13 protein-coding genes are annotated in these 14,140 nt (G+C 45.3%); 11 read left to right on the top strand and 2 right to left on the bottom strand.

Annotated features, from left to right (window positions below; translation table 11 throughout):
• The first annotated feature begins 36 nt into the window (after positions 1 to 36).
• The 4 genes from prfA (at position 37) to LT679_RS07700 (ending at position 3,543) form a co-directional block, all read left to right on the top strand.
• Positions 37 to 1,110, top strand: a complete 1,074-nt coding sequence (gene prfA / locus LT679_RS07685; protein ID WP_232176876.1) for a peptide chain release factor 1 — start codon at positions 37 to 39, stop codon at positions 1,108 to 1,110.
• An 84-nt stretch (positions 1,111 to 1,194) separates the two neighbouring features.
• Positions 1,195 to 1,590, top strand: coding sequence for an HYC_CC_PP family protein (locus tag LT679_RS07690; RefSeq protein ID WP_232176877.1), 396 nt, complete (start codon positions 1,195 to 1,197; stop codon positions 1,588 to 1,590).
• Positions 1,591 to 1,678: 88 nt separating this feature from the next.
• Positions 1,679 to 2,176 (top strand): heavy-metal-associated domain-containing protein, encoded by a 498-nt coding sequence (locus tag LT679_RS07695; protein WP_232176878.1) that lies wholly within the window; start codon positions 1,679 to 1,681, stop codon positions 2,174 to 2,176.
• Positions 2,177 to 2,742: 566 nt separating this feature from the next.
• Positions 2,743 to 3,543 (top strand): hypothetical protein, encoded by an 801-nt coding sequence (locus tag LT679_RS07700; RefSeq protein WP_232176879.1) that lies wholly within the window; start codon positions 2,743 to 2,745, stop codon positions 3,541 to 3,543.
• Positions 3,544 to 3,617: 74 nt separating this feature from the next.
• Here LT679_RS07700 and LT679_RS07705 read toward each other — a convergent pair whose 3' ends face one another.
• Positions 3,618 to 4,151: a YfiT family bacillithiol transferase gene (locus LT679_RS07705; RefSeq protein ID WP_232176880.1), complete on the bottom strand. Its 534-nt coding sequence runs from the start codon at positions 4,149 to 4,151 to the stop codon at positions 3,618 to 3,620.
• An 83-nt stretch (positions 4,152 to 4,234) separates the two neighbouring features.
• Between LT679_RS07705 and LT679_RS07710 the strand changes: the two genes are divergently transcribed.
• The 7 genes from LT679_RS07710 to LT679_RS07740 all read left to right on the top strand — a co-directional run bounded on the left by LT679_RS07710 (position 4,235) and on the right by LT679_RS07740 (position 13,500).
• The gene (locus LT679_RS07710; protein ID WP_232176881.1) at positions 4,235 to 6,049 is read left to right on the top strand and encodes an FAD-dependent oxidoreductase; all 1,815 of its coding nucleotides are present in this window, start codon (positions 4,235 to 4,237) and stop codon (positions 6,047 to 6,049) included.
• A gap of 5 nt (positions 6,050 to 6,054) precedes the next feature.
• Positions 6,055 to 6,468: a hypothetical protein gene (locus LT679_RS07715; protein WP_232176882.1), complete on the top strand. Its 414-nt coding sequence runs from the start codon at positions 6,055 to 6,057 to the stop codon at positions 6,466 to 6,468.
• Between the two features lie 107 nt (positions 6,469 to 6,575).
• Positions 6,576 to 7,040: a ribosome assembly cofactor RimP gene (gene rimP / locus LT679_RS07720; RefSeq protein WP_232176883.1), complete on the top strand. Its 465-nt coding sequence runs from the start codon at positions 6,576 to 6,578 to the stop codon at positions 7,038 to 7,040.
• Positions 7,041 to 7,044: 4 nt separating this feature from the next.
• Positions 7,045 to 8,280 (top strand): transcription termination factor NusA, encoded by a 1,236-nt coding sequence (gene nusA / locus LT679_RS07725; RefSeq protein WP_232176884.1) that lies wholly within the window; start codon positions 7,045 to 7,047, stop codon positions 8,278 to 8,280.
• A 63-nt stretch (positions 8,281 to 8,343) separates the two neighbouring features.
• Positions 8,344 to 11,256: a translation initiation factor IF-2 gene (infB, locus tag LT679_RS07730; RefSeq protein WP_232176885.1), complete on the top strand. Its 2,913-nt coding sequence runs from the start codon at positions 8,344 to 8,346 to the stop codon at positions 11,254 to 11,256.
• A gap of 143 nt (positions 11,257 to 11,399) precedes the next feature.
• The gene (locus LT679_RS07735) at positions 11,400 to 11,765 is read left to right on the top strand and encodes a BlaI/MecI/CopY family transcriptional regulator (protein ID WP_232176886.1); all 366 of its coding nucleotides are present in this window, start codon (positions 11,400 to 11,402) and stop codon (positions 11,763 to 11,765) included.
• Between the two features lie 10 nt (positions 11,766 to 11,775).
• Positions 11,776 to 13,500: a M56 family metallopeptidase gene (locus LT679_RS07740; protein ID WP_232176887.1), complete on the top strand. Its 1,725-nt coding sequence runs from the start codon at positions 11,776 to 11,778 to the stop codon at positions 13,498 to 13,500.
• Positions 13,501 to 13,511: 11 nt separating this feature from the next.
• Here LT679_RS07740 and LT679_RS07745 read toward each other — a convergent pair whose 3' ends face one another.
• Positions 13,512 to 14,117, bottom strand: coding sequence for a hypothetical protein (locus LT679_RS07745; protein WP_232176888.1), 606 nt, complete (start codon positions 14,115 to 14,117; stop codon positions 13,512 to 13,514).
• Positions 14,118 to 14,140: the final 23 nt, after the last annotated feature.

Raw genomic sequence — 14,140 nt, forward strand, 5'->3', positions numbered from 1 at the left:
CGAGGCCTTTTACCTTGCTAACCGACTGATAATTTTATGTTAGATAAATTAGAAGCTATACACCAGCGCTGGAAAACAGTAGAAGGTGAACTGAGCAGCCCTGATGCCATGGCTGACATGAAGCGTTTTGCCCAGCTTAACAAAGAATATAAGGATTTGAACAAGATTGTTGACGAGTATTTCATCTACCGCAACATCATGAGCAATATTGAAACCAATAAGGAGATACTGGCTACTGAAAAGGACCCTGAATTCAGGGAGATGGCCAAAGAAGAGCTGGATACCTTGTTAGTACAACAGGAAGAAAAAGAGGAGCAGATCCGTTTGATGCTGATCCCGAAAGATCCGGAAGATTCAAAGAATGCCATTATTGAGATACGTGGCGGTACCGGTGGTGATGAGGCTGCCCTTTTTGCCGGCGACCTTTACCGCATGTATATGCGCTTTTGCGAAAAACGCGGCTGGCGTACCGAACTGGTTGACTATACCGAGGGTACATCAGGCGGCTATAAGGAGATCGTGTTTAACGTACTGGCAGAGGATGCTTACGGTACGTTGAAATTTGAGTCGGGCGTGCACCGTGTGCAACGGGTACCTGATACCGAAACACAGGGCCGTGTACACACTTCAGCAGCATCAGTAGTAGTACTGCCTGAGGTTGACGAGTTTGACATCGACCTGAACATGAACGACATCCGTAAGGATCTGTTCTGCGCATCCGGTCCGGGTGGGCAGTCGGTTAACACCACTTACTCAGCTGTACGCTTAACGCACATACCAACCGGTATTGTGGCGCAGTGCCAGGATCAGAAATCGCAGTTAAAAAATTTCGATAAGGCCTTACAGGTACTCCGTTCACGTGTTTACGAAATGGAGTTGCAAAAGCACCTGGAAGAAACCTCTAAGAAACGCAAGACAATGGTAGCCACGGGTGACCGTTCGGCAAAAGTGCGTACTTATAATTTCCCTCAAGGCCGTTTAACTGAACACCGCATCGGCCTAACCATTTATAACCTGCCCGAGGTGATGAATGGCGGCATTCAGGACATACTGGAATCGCTGCAATTTGCGGAGAACGCTGAGAAACTAAAAGAAGGAACGGTAGCCTAACTACTACCATTATAATTACGATATGCGAGTGTTATAAAATGTTAAACACTTGCATATCATTATAAAAGCACATAGATTTGTGTTATGCTGAAAAAAACAGGTGTCATAACTTTACTGTTGCTGTACTTTGCTACGGTATCCGGGTTTGCCCTGAATTTTCATTATTGCGGTAAGACGGTAGCATCTGTTAAAATAGAGCAGCCTGCCAAAAAATGCCACACCGAAACAGCGGCTTCAAAAATGAAGTGCTGTAAGGATAAAAAGGTAGATGTTAAGGTAAAGGATGCCCACCAGGCCGAAAAGCCACAATCGCTTTTAAGCAAAGTTTTTTCATTTGATATTGCCGCGCTGCCGTTTGAGGAGTTCTTCCTTTCAGCACAAAGGGCATTATTTGAAAAACTATTTGACCGCGGCCCGCCGCAGGACGAGCCCAAGTCCAAAAACTCTATCTTCCTGATCAACTGCAACCTGCGTATCTGATTCAAATTTTGATCTGAAATTCCGATTTGACATGCGTTTTTAAACCGCGTGCCATAGTTTTTTACATTAAATTTTTTTTAATAACGATATGAAAATCTTAAAAATATTCATAGCCATAATGGCTATCTCTATAAGCATTGCCAAAGCCCAATTCACCAAAGCCGAAGTACAGGTAAGCGGACTCACCTGCTCCATGTGCTCAAAAGCCACCGAAAAATCACTCCGCTCGTTAAGCTTTGTCGGCGATGTAAAGCCTGACCTTAACCGTAACATCTTCATCGTAACCTTTAAAAAGGACGCCGCTGTTGATTTTGACAAATTAAGCAGCAAGGTGCAAAGCGCGGGCTTTTCGGTAAACAACCTGAAAGCTACATACAACTTTGCCGGCACCAAACTCAGCAATAACATGTTCGAGTATTCAGGCAAACACTTCCACCTGGTAAACGCCGGCGATAAAGACCTAAATGGCCCGATAGGTATCACCTTTTTAGACAAAGGCTTTGCGCCCGTAGCTACCAACAAAAAGTACGCCCCGCAAAAACCCACCGCACCTGATGGTAAGAAGATTTATTGCGTAGCGATATAAGCCCTCAGCTTGTCATTTCGAGCGATAGCGAGAAATCTGTCGCTGGCTTATGAACGCAGGCAAATTTCTCCTCGTACCTCATTCGAAATGACAGTAAAAAATTGAGAAAAGAAAAAGAGCGTGGGCCTGGCAGAAAACCGGGCCGGGGAGTATGGCCATGTGCGGATGAAGGTTTTTTCTGCCTTGATGTTTGGTTACTTTGCATCTAAGGTAAAGTAACTGGCCTCTGCGGCCAAGAGCAGACTGAAGATGATTATAGCACTTACTGCTAATCAAAGCACAGTTCATCCTGTCCTCAACTTCTTTTGTGCGAACAAAAGAAGCAAAAGTCGCCGGCTGTTTAATTTTCTTTGAAAGACAGTGCATCCACCTGCTACCCGAAAATTAAGAGGCCGGAGGATTAGTTTATGATCGGTCTTCGTCTTCTTTTTTAATCCTGTCATTTCGACGTAGGGGAAATCTGTAGGGGTTAATAACCAAGCGATAGATTTCTCACTATCGTTCGAAATGACAATAATTAACAACATAATCAAGTCCTCCCCAAAGGGAAGGATTTAGGAGGGGTCATGAAAAAACTACTATTCATCGCCATACTAACAGCGATCACCATAACAACCTACGCCCAGGAGTTATACGTAAACACCGAACCGGCCAGCAACATGGCCGCACGATCATTAGGCATACGGGTGGAAAACCAGGGCTTTTTTGAGCCTGAATATAAAAACCGCAGCACCATTGAACTAATGTACGGCGCGAGCAAATACTTTATGTTTCATGGCTCAGCCTATATGTCAAACTTTTACCAACAGGGGCAGCGTTTTGAGGGCGGAAGTGTGTACGCCAAGTACCGGTTTTTATCGGTTGACACCGTGCAACGGCATTTTAGGGGAGCCCTGTTTGTTAAGGCATCCAGTATCAAAAATCCATTGGTAAACCAGGAAATCTCCCTGGAGGGCGATAACTCCGGCCTGCAAAGCGGCTTGGTATTTACGCAACTGATGCACAAGCTGGCTTTATCCGGCTCGGCAAGTTACCTGCGCGGATTCGATAACCGTGGCGGATATAACTTTGCTGATGGCTATGCGCGTAATAGCATAGGCTATACCCTATCAGCGGGATATTTATTACTGCCTAAAAAGTATGAGAATTACGACCAGGTAAACCTCAACCTATATGTTGAACTGCTGGGTAAAACCAACCCGGGCCATGCGCAAAGTTACCTGGATATAGCGCCGGCTGTACAGCTCATATTTAACAGTGTATGCCGGCTGGATCTGAGCTACCGCACACCATTATATAATGATATGGTGCGTAATAGCAAAAATATGTATTTGCTGAGGTTTGAGTATAATATTTTCGGCTTGTAGAAGCCCCCCCGCCCCCCTAAAGGGGGAGTGATAAACCAAGCTTTTTGATGTAGAAAGCTTGGTTTATTGGTTTATTAAAATCCATACTTCTTCCTCGTTTCGGTAATATGTGCCAGATGATGACGGCCGTGCCATGAGTAAGTGGCTAACGTTTTCTTCAGCGAGTTAGCGGCACCTGTTTCCGGGTGGATGAAGGTACGCTCCCACTCATTTTCGGTAAAGCTCTCAAAAAGGGCAATCATGCGCTGATGGATGCCTTCCAGCATTTTTAATGATGGCTCAACCGGCAGGTGGTAGTCTGCTTGCAATGCCCAGTATGCTTCTTCGTATGGTTTTATGATTGGGCTATCTTCGGTGAGGGCAAGTTTAATGCGGGTAATGGAGTTCATGTGGCTGTCGGCTACATGGTGCACCACCTGCCGCAGCGTCCAGCCGCCCTGGCGGTACGGGGTGTTCAGGTCATCATCATTTAAACCGATAACCGCCTGCCGCAGTTGCCCCGGTAGCATGCGTATATCATTCAGCCAACGATAAAGGTCATCATCCGTATACGATGCCGGGGGCTGAAATTTACCTATCGGGTAGCGCATTTGTTCGTCGGTAAGCATGGGTAGAATATATTATGTATTAATTTTTCAGTTCAACAAGGTTTTGCCCAAATTAGCGTTTTGTATTTTGTTATTTAAGCCTGATGATAAAAAAGTTACTGCTGCTTTGTGTTTTTCTGAAATGTGCTGTTTGTTTTGCTGAAACCATTAAAACCGATGTTCTGGTTATAGGCGGTAGTGCCAGCGGTACAGCGGCAGCCATACAATGCGCGCGCAGCAACGTAAAAACCATGCTGATTGAAACCGGCCCCTGGCTGGGTGGCAGCATGACGGCAGGCGGCATTTGCGTGCTCGATGCGAACCGGAACTTTCAGTCGGGTATATGGGCAGAGTTTCGCAGGCATATCACCACATTTTACAAAAAGACCCCCGGCTATGATACCACGCTGAACGCCGTATTGCGTTATGAACCTTACACCGGCGCGGCTATCCTTAAAAAAATAGCCGATACCGTTAAAAATCTCACGTACAAGCTCAACACACCCTACACCAACCTTAAAAAAGATGGCACCGGCTGGGAGGTCACCATTACCGAAAAAAACGAACCGGTCACCATTAAAGCTCGTGTATTGATTGATGCTACCGAACTGGCTGATGCCGCTACCGCAGTGGGAGTAAAGTTTGATGCCGGTACCGATAGCCGCACCCAAACCGGCGAGGCGCTGGCTCCGGCTAACGCAACTTCCGAAATTCAGGATATCAGCTTTGCTGCCATAGTAAAGGATAACGGACGGGCGGCTGATAGAACTATAAAAAAACCGGAGGGCTATGATCCCGCGGCATACAGTTGCCTTAAAGGCGCGGATGTAAAAAAACTATTGGCCAATAGTAAGCTACCAAATGATAAATACCTCATCAACTGGTGCGCTAACCAATACACCGTTTCGGTAGAGCAACTCACGCCTGAAAACCGTGCCCAAACGTTTAAAAAAGCACGCCTGCATACGTTGGGACTTATTTACTATCTGCAAACCGTATTGGGTTACAAGAGCTTCAGTTTAGAGGAATACAACACGCCCGATAAGCTGCCTTACATACCCTTTATCCGCGAATACCAGCGGGCAAACGGCATCCTGAAGTTTACCGTTGATGATATTTATCAACCGTATTCGCGCCCAAATAAGTTGTATCGTACCTATATAACGGTTGGTGATGCCCTGCCAATGCAGGCTTACAGCGATGATAAGAACAAGGTGAACTATCCGCCCTTCCCGGCGTATGGTATTCCGCTTACCGCTTTTGTGGCGCGTGACGCGGAGAACCTGGTGATCACCGAAAAAGGCTTATCCGTAAGTCACCTGGCCAATGGCACAACGGCCGACCCGGCTGTGCAAATGACCTTAGGGCAAAGTGCGGGGGCAACAGCCGCTTTTTTAGCCTTCTTTAAAACAACTACCAAAAACCTGCACGCCCGCATTATTCAGGGTGAGGTGCTGGATCATAAAGGTTATATTTTTCCGATCAGCGATATTCCTTTTAGCGATCCGTATTTCCGTGCCGTACAACAAGTTTGCGCTACGGGTTTGCTCCAAGCCGTATTTAAGCCGGAAGGAGACCGTGTAGCCGTGATCTTTCAGCCTGATTCAACCATCAATACCGCCGACATCAAGCCATTACTGAATGAATACTATACCCGCGCGTTCATCTGGTTCAATCAAAATAAACCGGGCGAAAGATTCACCGTTGGCAACCTCATGTCGTTCATCAGCGATGTTACCCTTACCGACCCGGAGACGCTGAAAAAGATCATGCAAAAAAACTGGCAAACAACCTATAAATTTAAAACCACGTTTGACATGAACCGCCCGGTTACCCGCTATGAATTCGCGGCGCTGGCCAATAAGTTTATTAACCCATTCGCCCGGCGGGTGGATCTTACCGGCCGTGTAATGAATTAATCGTCATGAAAAAAATCGGATTAATATTACTGGTGCTATTCTGCGGATGTACGGCTGCCAACAAAGACCAGATTAAGGTAAAAGTGAGCGCCAAAAATGAGATCAGCATTCAAGGTGTACCGGCCGAAGCATTAGAGCATATAGCGGGCGACACATCCGGCAGGGTATGGCAAAATCTGCTGCCCGTTTACCGTTTGCCTGCCGATGAAGATTTGATTGATGACCAGCCCGAACAACCCGGAAGGTACAAAATTGTAAAGGATGAAGTGCAATTTGTACCGGACACCGCATTTGTTAAAGGGCAAAAATATTTTGTTCGCTACTATCATTACGCCGAAGGCGGCAGCCTGTGGGACATTGTAAGCAAGAAGAACAAGCCGGGCAGCCATCCCTATCACGACATACCGTTTAAACTATAAGAAAGTACTTGAAATACAAATAAAAATACTTATATTTGCATTTGAAATACGGAGGGGGCTGGGTAGCCCCCTCTTTTATTTTACCGATAAAAACGGAATACACGTACATGAATATTGAGCAAAGGGTTAAAGAACTTGTTGAAGAGAAGATAGCCGACCGCCCTGACCTGTTCATTGTAAGCATTAAGTTTCACTCGAACGGGAAACTGGTAATACTGGTTGATGGTGATAACGGCATCGGCATTGATGATTGTGTAAAGATAAGCCGCCATGTTGGCTTCCATCTGGAAGAGGAGAACACCATTGAAACGGCTTACAACCTTGAAGTATCATCGCCGGGTATTGATATGCCGCTTACCTTGCTAAGGCAATATGCCAAAAACATGGGCAGGCAGTTATCAATCAAAACAACCGCGGGTACCAAGCGCGAAGGCAAACTACTGGCCGCTGACGAAAACACAGTGACCATTGAAGAAAAAGTAAAAGAAAAAGGGAAAAAGGCTGAATTGGTTGAAAGCGTAATCCCGATAAATGAAATAAATGAAACCAAGGTTTTAATATCATTCAAATAAATAAATGAGCAATATTAATTTAATTGACTCTTTTCAGGAGTTCAAAGATTTTAAGAACATTGACCGCCCTACCATGATGAGCGTGCTTGAAGACGTTTTCAGAAGCATGATCAAAAAGAAGTATGGCACCGACGAAAATTGCGACGTAATTGTAAACACCGACAATGGTGACTTGGAGATATGGCGTACACGCCAGATAGTTGAGGATGGCTTTAGTGAGGATGATGACCTGGAGATTGAGCTTGCCGAGGCAAAAAACATTGACCCGGATTACGAGGTTGGTGATGAGCACGTAGAGCAGATTACGCTGGAAAGCTTTGGCCGCCGTGCTATTTTAGCCGCACGCCAAACACTGGTGTCAAAAATATTGGAGCTTGAGAAAGACGAGATCTTCAAAAAATACAAAGACCGCGTAGGCGAAATTGTAACCGGCGAGGTTTACCAGGTGTGGAAAAAAGAAACCCTGATACTGGATGATGAAGGCAACGAGCTTTTATTACCTAAAACAGAGCAGATACCTGCCGACTACTTTAAAAAAGGCGACAACGTAAAAGCGGTGGTTTTAAAGGTTGATATGATGAACAGCAACCCCAAAATTATAATCTCGCGTACTGCCCCTGAGTTTTTACAACGCTTGTTTGAGCAAGAGGTACCGGAGATATTTGACGGTTTGATCACCATTAAAAAGATTGTTCGTGAACCGGGCGAGCGCGCCAAGGTAGCGGTAGAATCATATGACGACCGTATTGACCCTGTTGGTGCCTGCGTAGGTATGAAAGGTTCACGTATACATGGTATCGTTCGTGAGTTGAAGAACGAGAACATCGACGTGATTAACTTTACCAACAACATTCAGTTATACATACAGCGCGCCCTTTCACCGGCCAAGATAACTTCAATTAAGCTTGACGATGAAAAGAAAACCGCTGCCGTGTACCTGAAACCTGACCAGGTTTCATTAGCCATAGGCCGTGGCGGCCATAACATTAAACTGGCCGGCAAGTTAACCGGTTACGAAATTGATGTTTACCGCGAAGCTGATGAACTGGAAGAGGACGTTGATATTGAAGAATTCTCAGACGAGATTGACAGCTGGATACTTGACGAGTTTAAACGCGTTGGTTTAGATACAGCCAAATCAGTTTTAGCCCTTAGCGTTGGCGAACTGGTTAAACGTACTGACCTTGAAGAGGAAACCATAAAAGAAGTTCTGTCAATATTGCAAGCGGAATTTGAATAAAATCAATTAAGCCGATATAAAATCGTATTTTTGCAAATATTATAAGCAGAGAAAGAATAATAAATGTCAGAAGACAAAAGCATAAAATTAATTAAAGCCGTAAAGGAACTGAACATTGGTATGGGTACCATTGTCGATTTTCTTGCTACCAAAGGTTTCAAAGTTGAAAAACAACCTATGGCTAAGCTGGATGGTGACATGTATACCGCATTGTTAAAGGAATTTGCTGCTGACAAGATCATTAAGGAAGAAGCCAAGCAGATCAGTATAGGCAAGATCAGGAAAGAGGAGACACCTGCCGTTCCTGAAAAACCTGCAGAGCCTCGTCGCTCCAAAGAGTTTGAAAACGAAGAGATACTGATTAAAAACGCCGGCAACTTTACTGCACAACCAGAAAAGACAAAAACTGCTGAGCCCGCTGCTCCTGAAAAAACAGACGAGCGCAGCGATAACCTGCCGGGTGTAAAGGTTGTAGGTAAAATTGACCTTGACAGCCTGAACAAGCCGCAGCCTGCGGCACCAAAACCTGCAGAGCAGCCAAAACCGGCACCGGCTCCTGAAGTTAAGGCCGAAGCAAAACCGGAAGTTAAGCCGGAAGCACCTGCCGCAGCTCCTGTTAAGGAAGAGAAACCGGCCGTTCCGGAGCAACCTAAACAGGCACCGGTAGCCGCCGAAAATAAACCGGCGCAGCCACAGCAGCCTAAACCGGTGGCGCAACCTGCGCCGGAGCAACCGGCAGCAGAGGGCGACGACGTTATACGTGCCAAGGCACAGCGCCTTACCGGGCCAAACATTGTAGGTAAAATACAATTGCCGGTTAACGAGCCGAAACGTAACCCGGTGGCATCATCGTCAAACCCGGGTGCGGCTGACCATAAGCGCAAAAGAAAACGCAAGGAAGGCGGTGGCCCTAATCAACCAGGTGGCCAGCAAGGCCCCGGACAAGGGCAAGGCCAGCAAGGCGGCCGTCCGGATTTCAGGAACCGAGGTAACCATCCGGGTGGTAACAGGCCTGATAACCGTAACCGTAATGCTCAGCCAGGTGCTCCTAAAGAGGAACCATCTGAAAAAGATATACAAGATCAAATTAAGGCAACACTTGCCCGCCTTAGCGGTGCAGGTAAATCGGGCAAATTTGCACAGCGTGCTAAATTCCGCCGCCAAAAACGTGATGATGTTGCCGCCAGCGCCGAGGAACTGGCAATGGAGCAGGAAGCACAATCAAGGGTACTTAAAGTAACCGAGTTTGTAACTGCTAATGAGCTTGCATCCATGATGGATGTTGCGGTAACGCAGATCATCTCAACCTGTATGAGTTTGGGTATGTTCGTATCCATCAACCAAAGGCTGGATGCAGAAACATTAACCATTGTTGCTGATGAGTTTGGTTACCAGATAGAGTTTGTAAAACCAGAGGATGAGGAAGCCAACCTGGAAGAGGTTGACGATCCGGCAGATCTGATTCCGCGCGCGCCGATTGTTACCATCATGGGGCACGTTGACCACGGTAAAACATCTTTGCTTGACTTTATACGTAATACCAACGTAATTGGCGGTGAGGCCGGTGGTATAACTCAGCACATTGGTGCTTACGAGGTTACCCTGCCTGAAAATAAAGGTAAGATCACCTTCCTGGATACGCCGGGTCACGAAGCGTTTACCGCGATGCGTGCACGTGGTGCCCAGGTAACAGATATTGTTATTATTGTGATAGCTGCTGACGATAGCGTGATGCCGCAAACCCGTGAGGCCATTAACCACGCGCAGGCTGCCGGTGCGCCAATCATCTTCGCTTTCAACAAAATTGATAAACCGGGTGCCAATGCCGATAAGGTACGTGAGCAACTGGCTGGCATGAATATACTGGTTGAAGAATGGGGCGGTAAATACCAGTCGCAAGAGATTTCAGCTAAATCAGGCCTGAACGTCGATAAACTGCTTGAAAAAATATTGCTTGAAGCCGAGTTACTTGAGCTGAAGGCCAACCCTAACAAACGTGCCGTAGGTACCGTTATTGAGGCCGCCCTTGATAAAGGCCGTGGTATTGTTACTACGGTGCTTGTACAGGCAGGCCGCCTTAAAGTGGGCGATCCGATACTGGCAGGTTGCTACAGCGGCCGTGTTAAGGCGTTAACCAACGAGCGTGGTATGCGTGTTGAATCAGCAGGCCCGTCAACACCGGTACAGGTGTTGGGTATGCAGGGTGCCCCTACCGCGGGTGATAAGTTCAACGCGATGGACAGCGAGCCGGAAGCACGTGAAATTGCCAACAAGCGTTTGCAGCTGCAACGTGAGCAAGGTTTGCGTACGCAAAAACACATCACGCTTGATGAGATCGGCCGTCGTTTGGCAGTTGGTAACTTTAAGGAGCTTAACATCATTGTTAAAGGTGACGTGGATGGTTCAATCGAGGCATTGTCTGACTCGTTGTTGAAACTCTCTACCGAGCAGATACAGGTTAACATCATATCAAAAGCCGTTGGTCAGATTTCCGAGTCTGACGTATTGCTGGCTTCAGCGTCTGATGCGATCATCATCGGTTTCCAGGTACGCCCTTCAGGTGGTGCCCGCAAACTGGCCGAGCAGGAGCAGATCGATATCAGGCTATACTCTATCATCTACGACGCGATCAACGAGATCAAGGCTGCGATGGAAGGTATGCTTGCGCCAACCTTTGAAGAGAAGATTGTGGCTAACGTTGAGATACGTGAAACCTTTAAGATCAGCAAAGTGGGTACCATCGCAGGTTGTATGGTATTGGATGGCAAGATCACCCGTAACAGTAAGATCCGTATCATCCGCGAGGGTGTGGTAATTTACACCGGCGAACTGGCTTCACTTAAGCGTTATAAAGACGATGTGAAAGAAGTGAACGCGGGTTACGAGTGCGGCTTGAACATCCAAAACTTTAACAATATTGAAGTAGGCGACATAGTGGAAGCTTACGAGAACGTTGAAGTAAAACGTAAACTGTAACAGTACTTAACACTGAATATATTTATGGCTTGCCAAATGGCAAGCCTTTTTTGTTTGCTGCTACTCTCCTATTGAAATAAAAATCAAAAGCATTTGGATAATTACGAAATATTCGTAGATTTACGATCTATTAGTAATCTATCATGGAGAAACTTACACAACAGGAAGAAGAAGCGATGCAGGTGATTTGGCAAAAAGCCCCGGCTTTTGTAAAGGATTTTCTGGATGCTATGCCTGAGCCTAAACCACCCTACACTACCCTTGCTTCAACCATCAAAAATCTCGAAAAAAAGGGCTACGTACAAAGCGAAAAGCTGGCTAACTCGTATCGCTACTCCCCGCTTATAAAAGCCGAAGAGTATAAAGCCAAATTTATGAAGGGCTTTGTAAAGGATTATTTTAAAAGTTCGTACAAAGAGCTGATCGCGTTTTTCGCCAAAGAAGAAAAAATAAGCACGGATGAATTGAAAGAGATCATTAATATGATTGAAAAAGGCGACAACCACTAAACCTTACCATATGCCTGCGCTGTTCGAATATTTTTTGAAGCTGTCTATCAGTGTTTCCGTAATTTACTTGTTTTACCAGTTGGTATTGCGCCGACTTACGTTTTATAATCTTAACCGATGGTACCTGGCCGGATATACAGTGCTGTGTTTTGTTATGCCTTTTGTAGATGTATCAAAACTTACAACCAATACCGGACGACGATCAATTGTTCAATATGTACCTACGGTAAACTCCATAACCACGGCTAATATAACCAGAGCTTCAATAAGTACCACACAAACCATCAACTGGTGGCAGGTAGTAATATACATCTTAGTGGCAGGTTCGGCCATAATGTTTTTAAGGATGATGGTGCAAGTAATCGCCCTGCGTAAAATAAAGCGAACATCAGTAGTTATTAGTGAGGGCAATACGAATATCTATCATACCAATAGTAACATCACCCCATTCTCGTTCGGTAGCAGCATATACCTTAACAAAAACCTGCATACCGAGGCTGAATTGGAAGAGATCATACTACACGAGTATGTTCATGTTAGGCAGTTGCATACACTTGACATAATACTGGCCGAATTGCTTTGCATCATTAACTGGTATAATCCGTTTGCCTGGCTTATCCGGCATAGCATCAAACAAAACCTGGAATACATCGCCGATGATAATGTGGTAAATACCGGCATCGATAAAAAGGCTTATCAATACCACCTGCTAAAAGTTATCGGCATACCGCAATATCGCATAGCTAATCAATTCAATTTCGCATCCCTAAAAAACCGTATCATGATGATGAACAAAGCACGCTCAGCAAAAATTAACCTGCTTAAATTTCTTTTTATTTTGCTATTACTGGCAGTAATACTCGTGGCATTCCGTAATCAGGTTTTGCTGCAGCAAGTTGCGCCGGAAACCTATGCGGTTATTTTTTATGACCTGGATAATGGTAAGCGTTTGGCTGATGTAGAAGTAAAAGAAATTAACGGCGACAAAATCTACAAAAGCGATAACAATGGCTATTTAGTTGTTAAGCCAAGCCCGTCCAGGAATAAAAAGCTCAGTGTTAATTTAAGAGTTAAGAAAGCAGGATACTTTAGTATCGACCGTATTTTCACTTATCAATTCCGCGATCAGGAAAATACGATTATTGAGGTATTAGCCCTTAGAAAGCAAAGCATTATTAACAAGTGTAAGGGATGCGATACCTTTGAAGCATATTTAAAAGTGCTGCAAACCAATTCATCATCGCTAAGAAACGAGGCAGATGGTTACTACGCAGCATTGATAAATCAAAACAAAAAAAATAGCTCGCTAAAACTATCTGCAAAAAAACCAAAGCATGATAAAAATTCTGTTAAAATGGCAAAAGCATCCATTTCAATAATAGAGAAAGGTAAAACTGTAACATCAATAAGCGCGGAAGATTCACTTCTGATAGATACATCAAAAAAAATGATGACCTTTTATGGTAAGGTTAAAGTTCAGGATGGCGACAAAACCATCAACGCCAGTAAAATGACCATACCACAACGCACCTGGCTCGGCTGGACAAGCGCATTGGTTTTGATTGACGGGGTAGAACGGTCTGTCGACGAATTACAGAATATCGATGAAAAGAGCGTTAAATCATTTACATTACTAAGAGATGCTTCTGCCACTGCAATATATGGCTCTCGCGGAGCAAATGGTGTTATACTGGTGCAAACCAAAAAGCCCGCCGAAAAGATCGGCAACAATTGATTAATAAATCACTAAACCTTCAATAAATTTCCAACAAAAGTTTGCCAGTGCGGGGCTGACAGTCCATGGCGTGCGGTTAGTCCTACTACAAAATTACGTGCTTTATCCAACAGGTTTCCGTCGGTATTGGGCTTTTCGTTGCGGCCATGTACTTCTGCACTAACCTTGTTGCCGCTGCGTTCCACTATAAAGGTGTTGGTTGAATCGTGACTAAAAAAATGCGTTACCGCTTCCTGGTTGCGCGGGTTAGCCACCGGACGAACGGTCATTACATAATATTCCGTGTTGCCTGTTTCATCTTCGTGCTCATGTACTTCTTCAATGCGCACCCAATCATAGCCGTCGCCCCCGGCCGGACCCGGACCGGGCATATCTATACATAACACATCGCCCTTTTCGGCTATTTTGTAGGCCGCGTTACCTTGCGTATCAGTAATGGCGAAGGTTGAACCCGCCTGTCCTACATATTGGTGCCAATTGCTTATATCCTTTAAGCGGTTTTTCACGAGCAAAAAATGTTTGTGCGCCTCTATGGGCGAACTCAAACCGGTGAACTCAACAACATCATTATGTTCTCCCTCTTTTTGCTCGGGAATAAATTTAGCGGTAGCCTCCATGTTATAGCTTTTAGTGATAACAA

Source organism: Mucilaginibacter roseus (genome assembly GCF_021215455.1).
Taxonomy (GTDB): Bacteria; Bacteroidota; Bacteroidia; order Sphingobacteriales; family Sphingobacteriaceae; genus Mucilaginibacter; species Mucilaginibacter roseus.

Coding starts and splice junctions, on each gene's coding strand:
- prfA (WP_232176876.1), top strand. CDS start 37: ATGTTAGATAAATTAGAAGCTATACACCAGCGCTGGAAAACAGTAGAA.
- LT679_RS07690 (WP_232176877.1), top strand. CDS start 1,195: ATGCTGAAAAAAACAGGTGTCATAACTTTACTGTTGCTGTACTTTGCT.
- LT679_RS07695 (WP_232176878.1), top strand. CDS start 1,679: ATGAAAATCTTAAAAATATTCATAGCCATAATGGCTATCTCTATAAGC.
- LT679_RS07700 (WP_232176879.1), top strand. CDS start 2,743: ATGAAAAAACTACTATTCATCGCCATACTAACAGCGATCACCATAACA.
- LT679_RS07705 (WP_232176880.1), bottom strand. CDS start 4,151: ATGCTTACCGACGAACAAATGCGCTACCCGATAGGTAAATTTCAGCCC.
- LT679_RS07710 (WP_232176881.1), top strand. CDS start 4,235: ATGATAAAAAAGTTACTGCTGCTTTGTGTTTTTCTGAAATGTGCTGTT.
- LT679_RS07715 (WP_232176882.1), top strand. CDS start 6,055: ATGAAAAAAATCGGATTAATATTACTGGTGCTATTCTGCGGATGTACG.
- rimP (WP_232176883.1), top strand. CDS start 6,576: ATGAATATTGAGCAAAGGGTTAAAGAACTTGTTGAAGAGAAGATAGCC.
- nusA (WP_232176884.1), top strand. CDS start 7,045: ATGAGCAATATTAATTTAATTGACTCTTTTCAGGAGTTCAAAGATTTT.
- infB (WP_232176885.1), top strand. CDS start 8,344: ATGTCAGAAGACAAAAGCATAAAATTAATTAAAGCCGTAAAGGAACTG.
- LT679_RS07735 (WP_232176886.1), top strand. CDS start 11,400: ATGGAGAAACTTACACAACAGGAAGAAGAAGCGATGCAGGTGATTTGG.
- LT679_RS07740 (WP_232176887.1), top strand. CDS start 11,776: ATGCCTGCGCTGTTCGAATATTTTTTGAAGCTGTCTATCAGTGTTTCC.
- LT679_RS07745 (WP_232176888.1), bottom strand. CDS start 14,117: ATGGAGGCTACCGCTAAATTTATTCCCGAGCAAAAAGAGGGAGAACAT.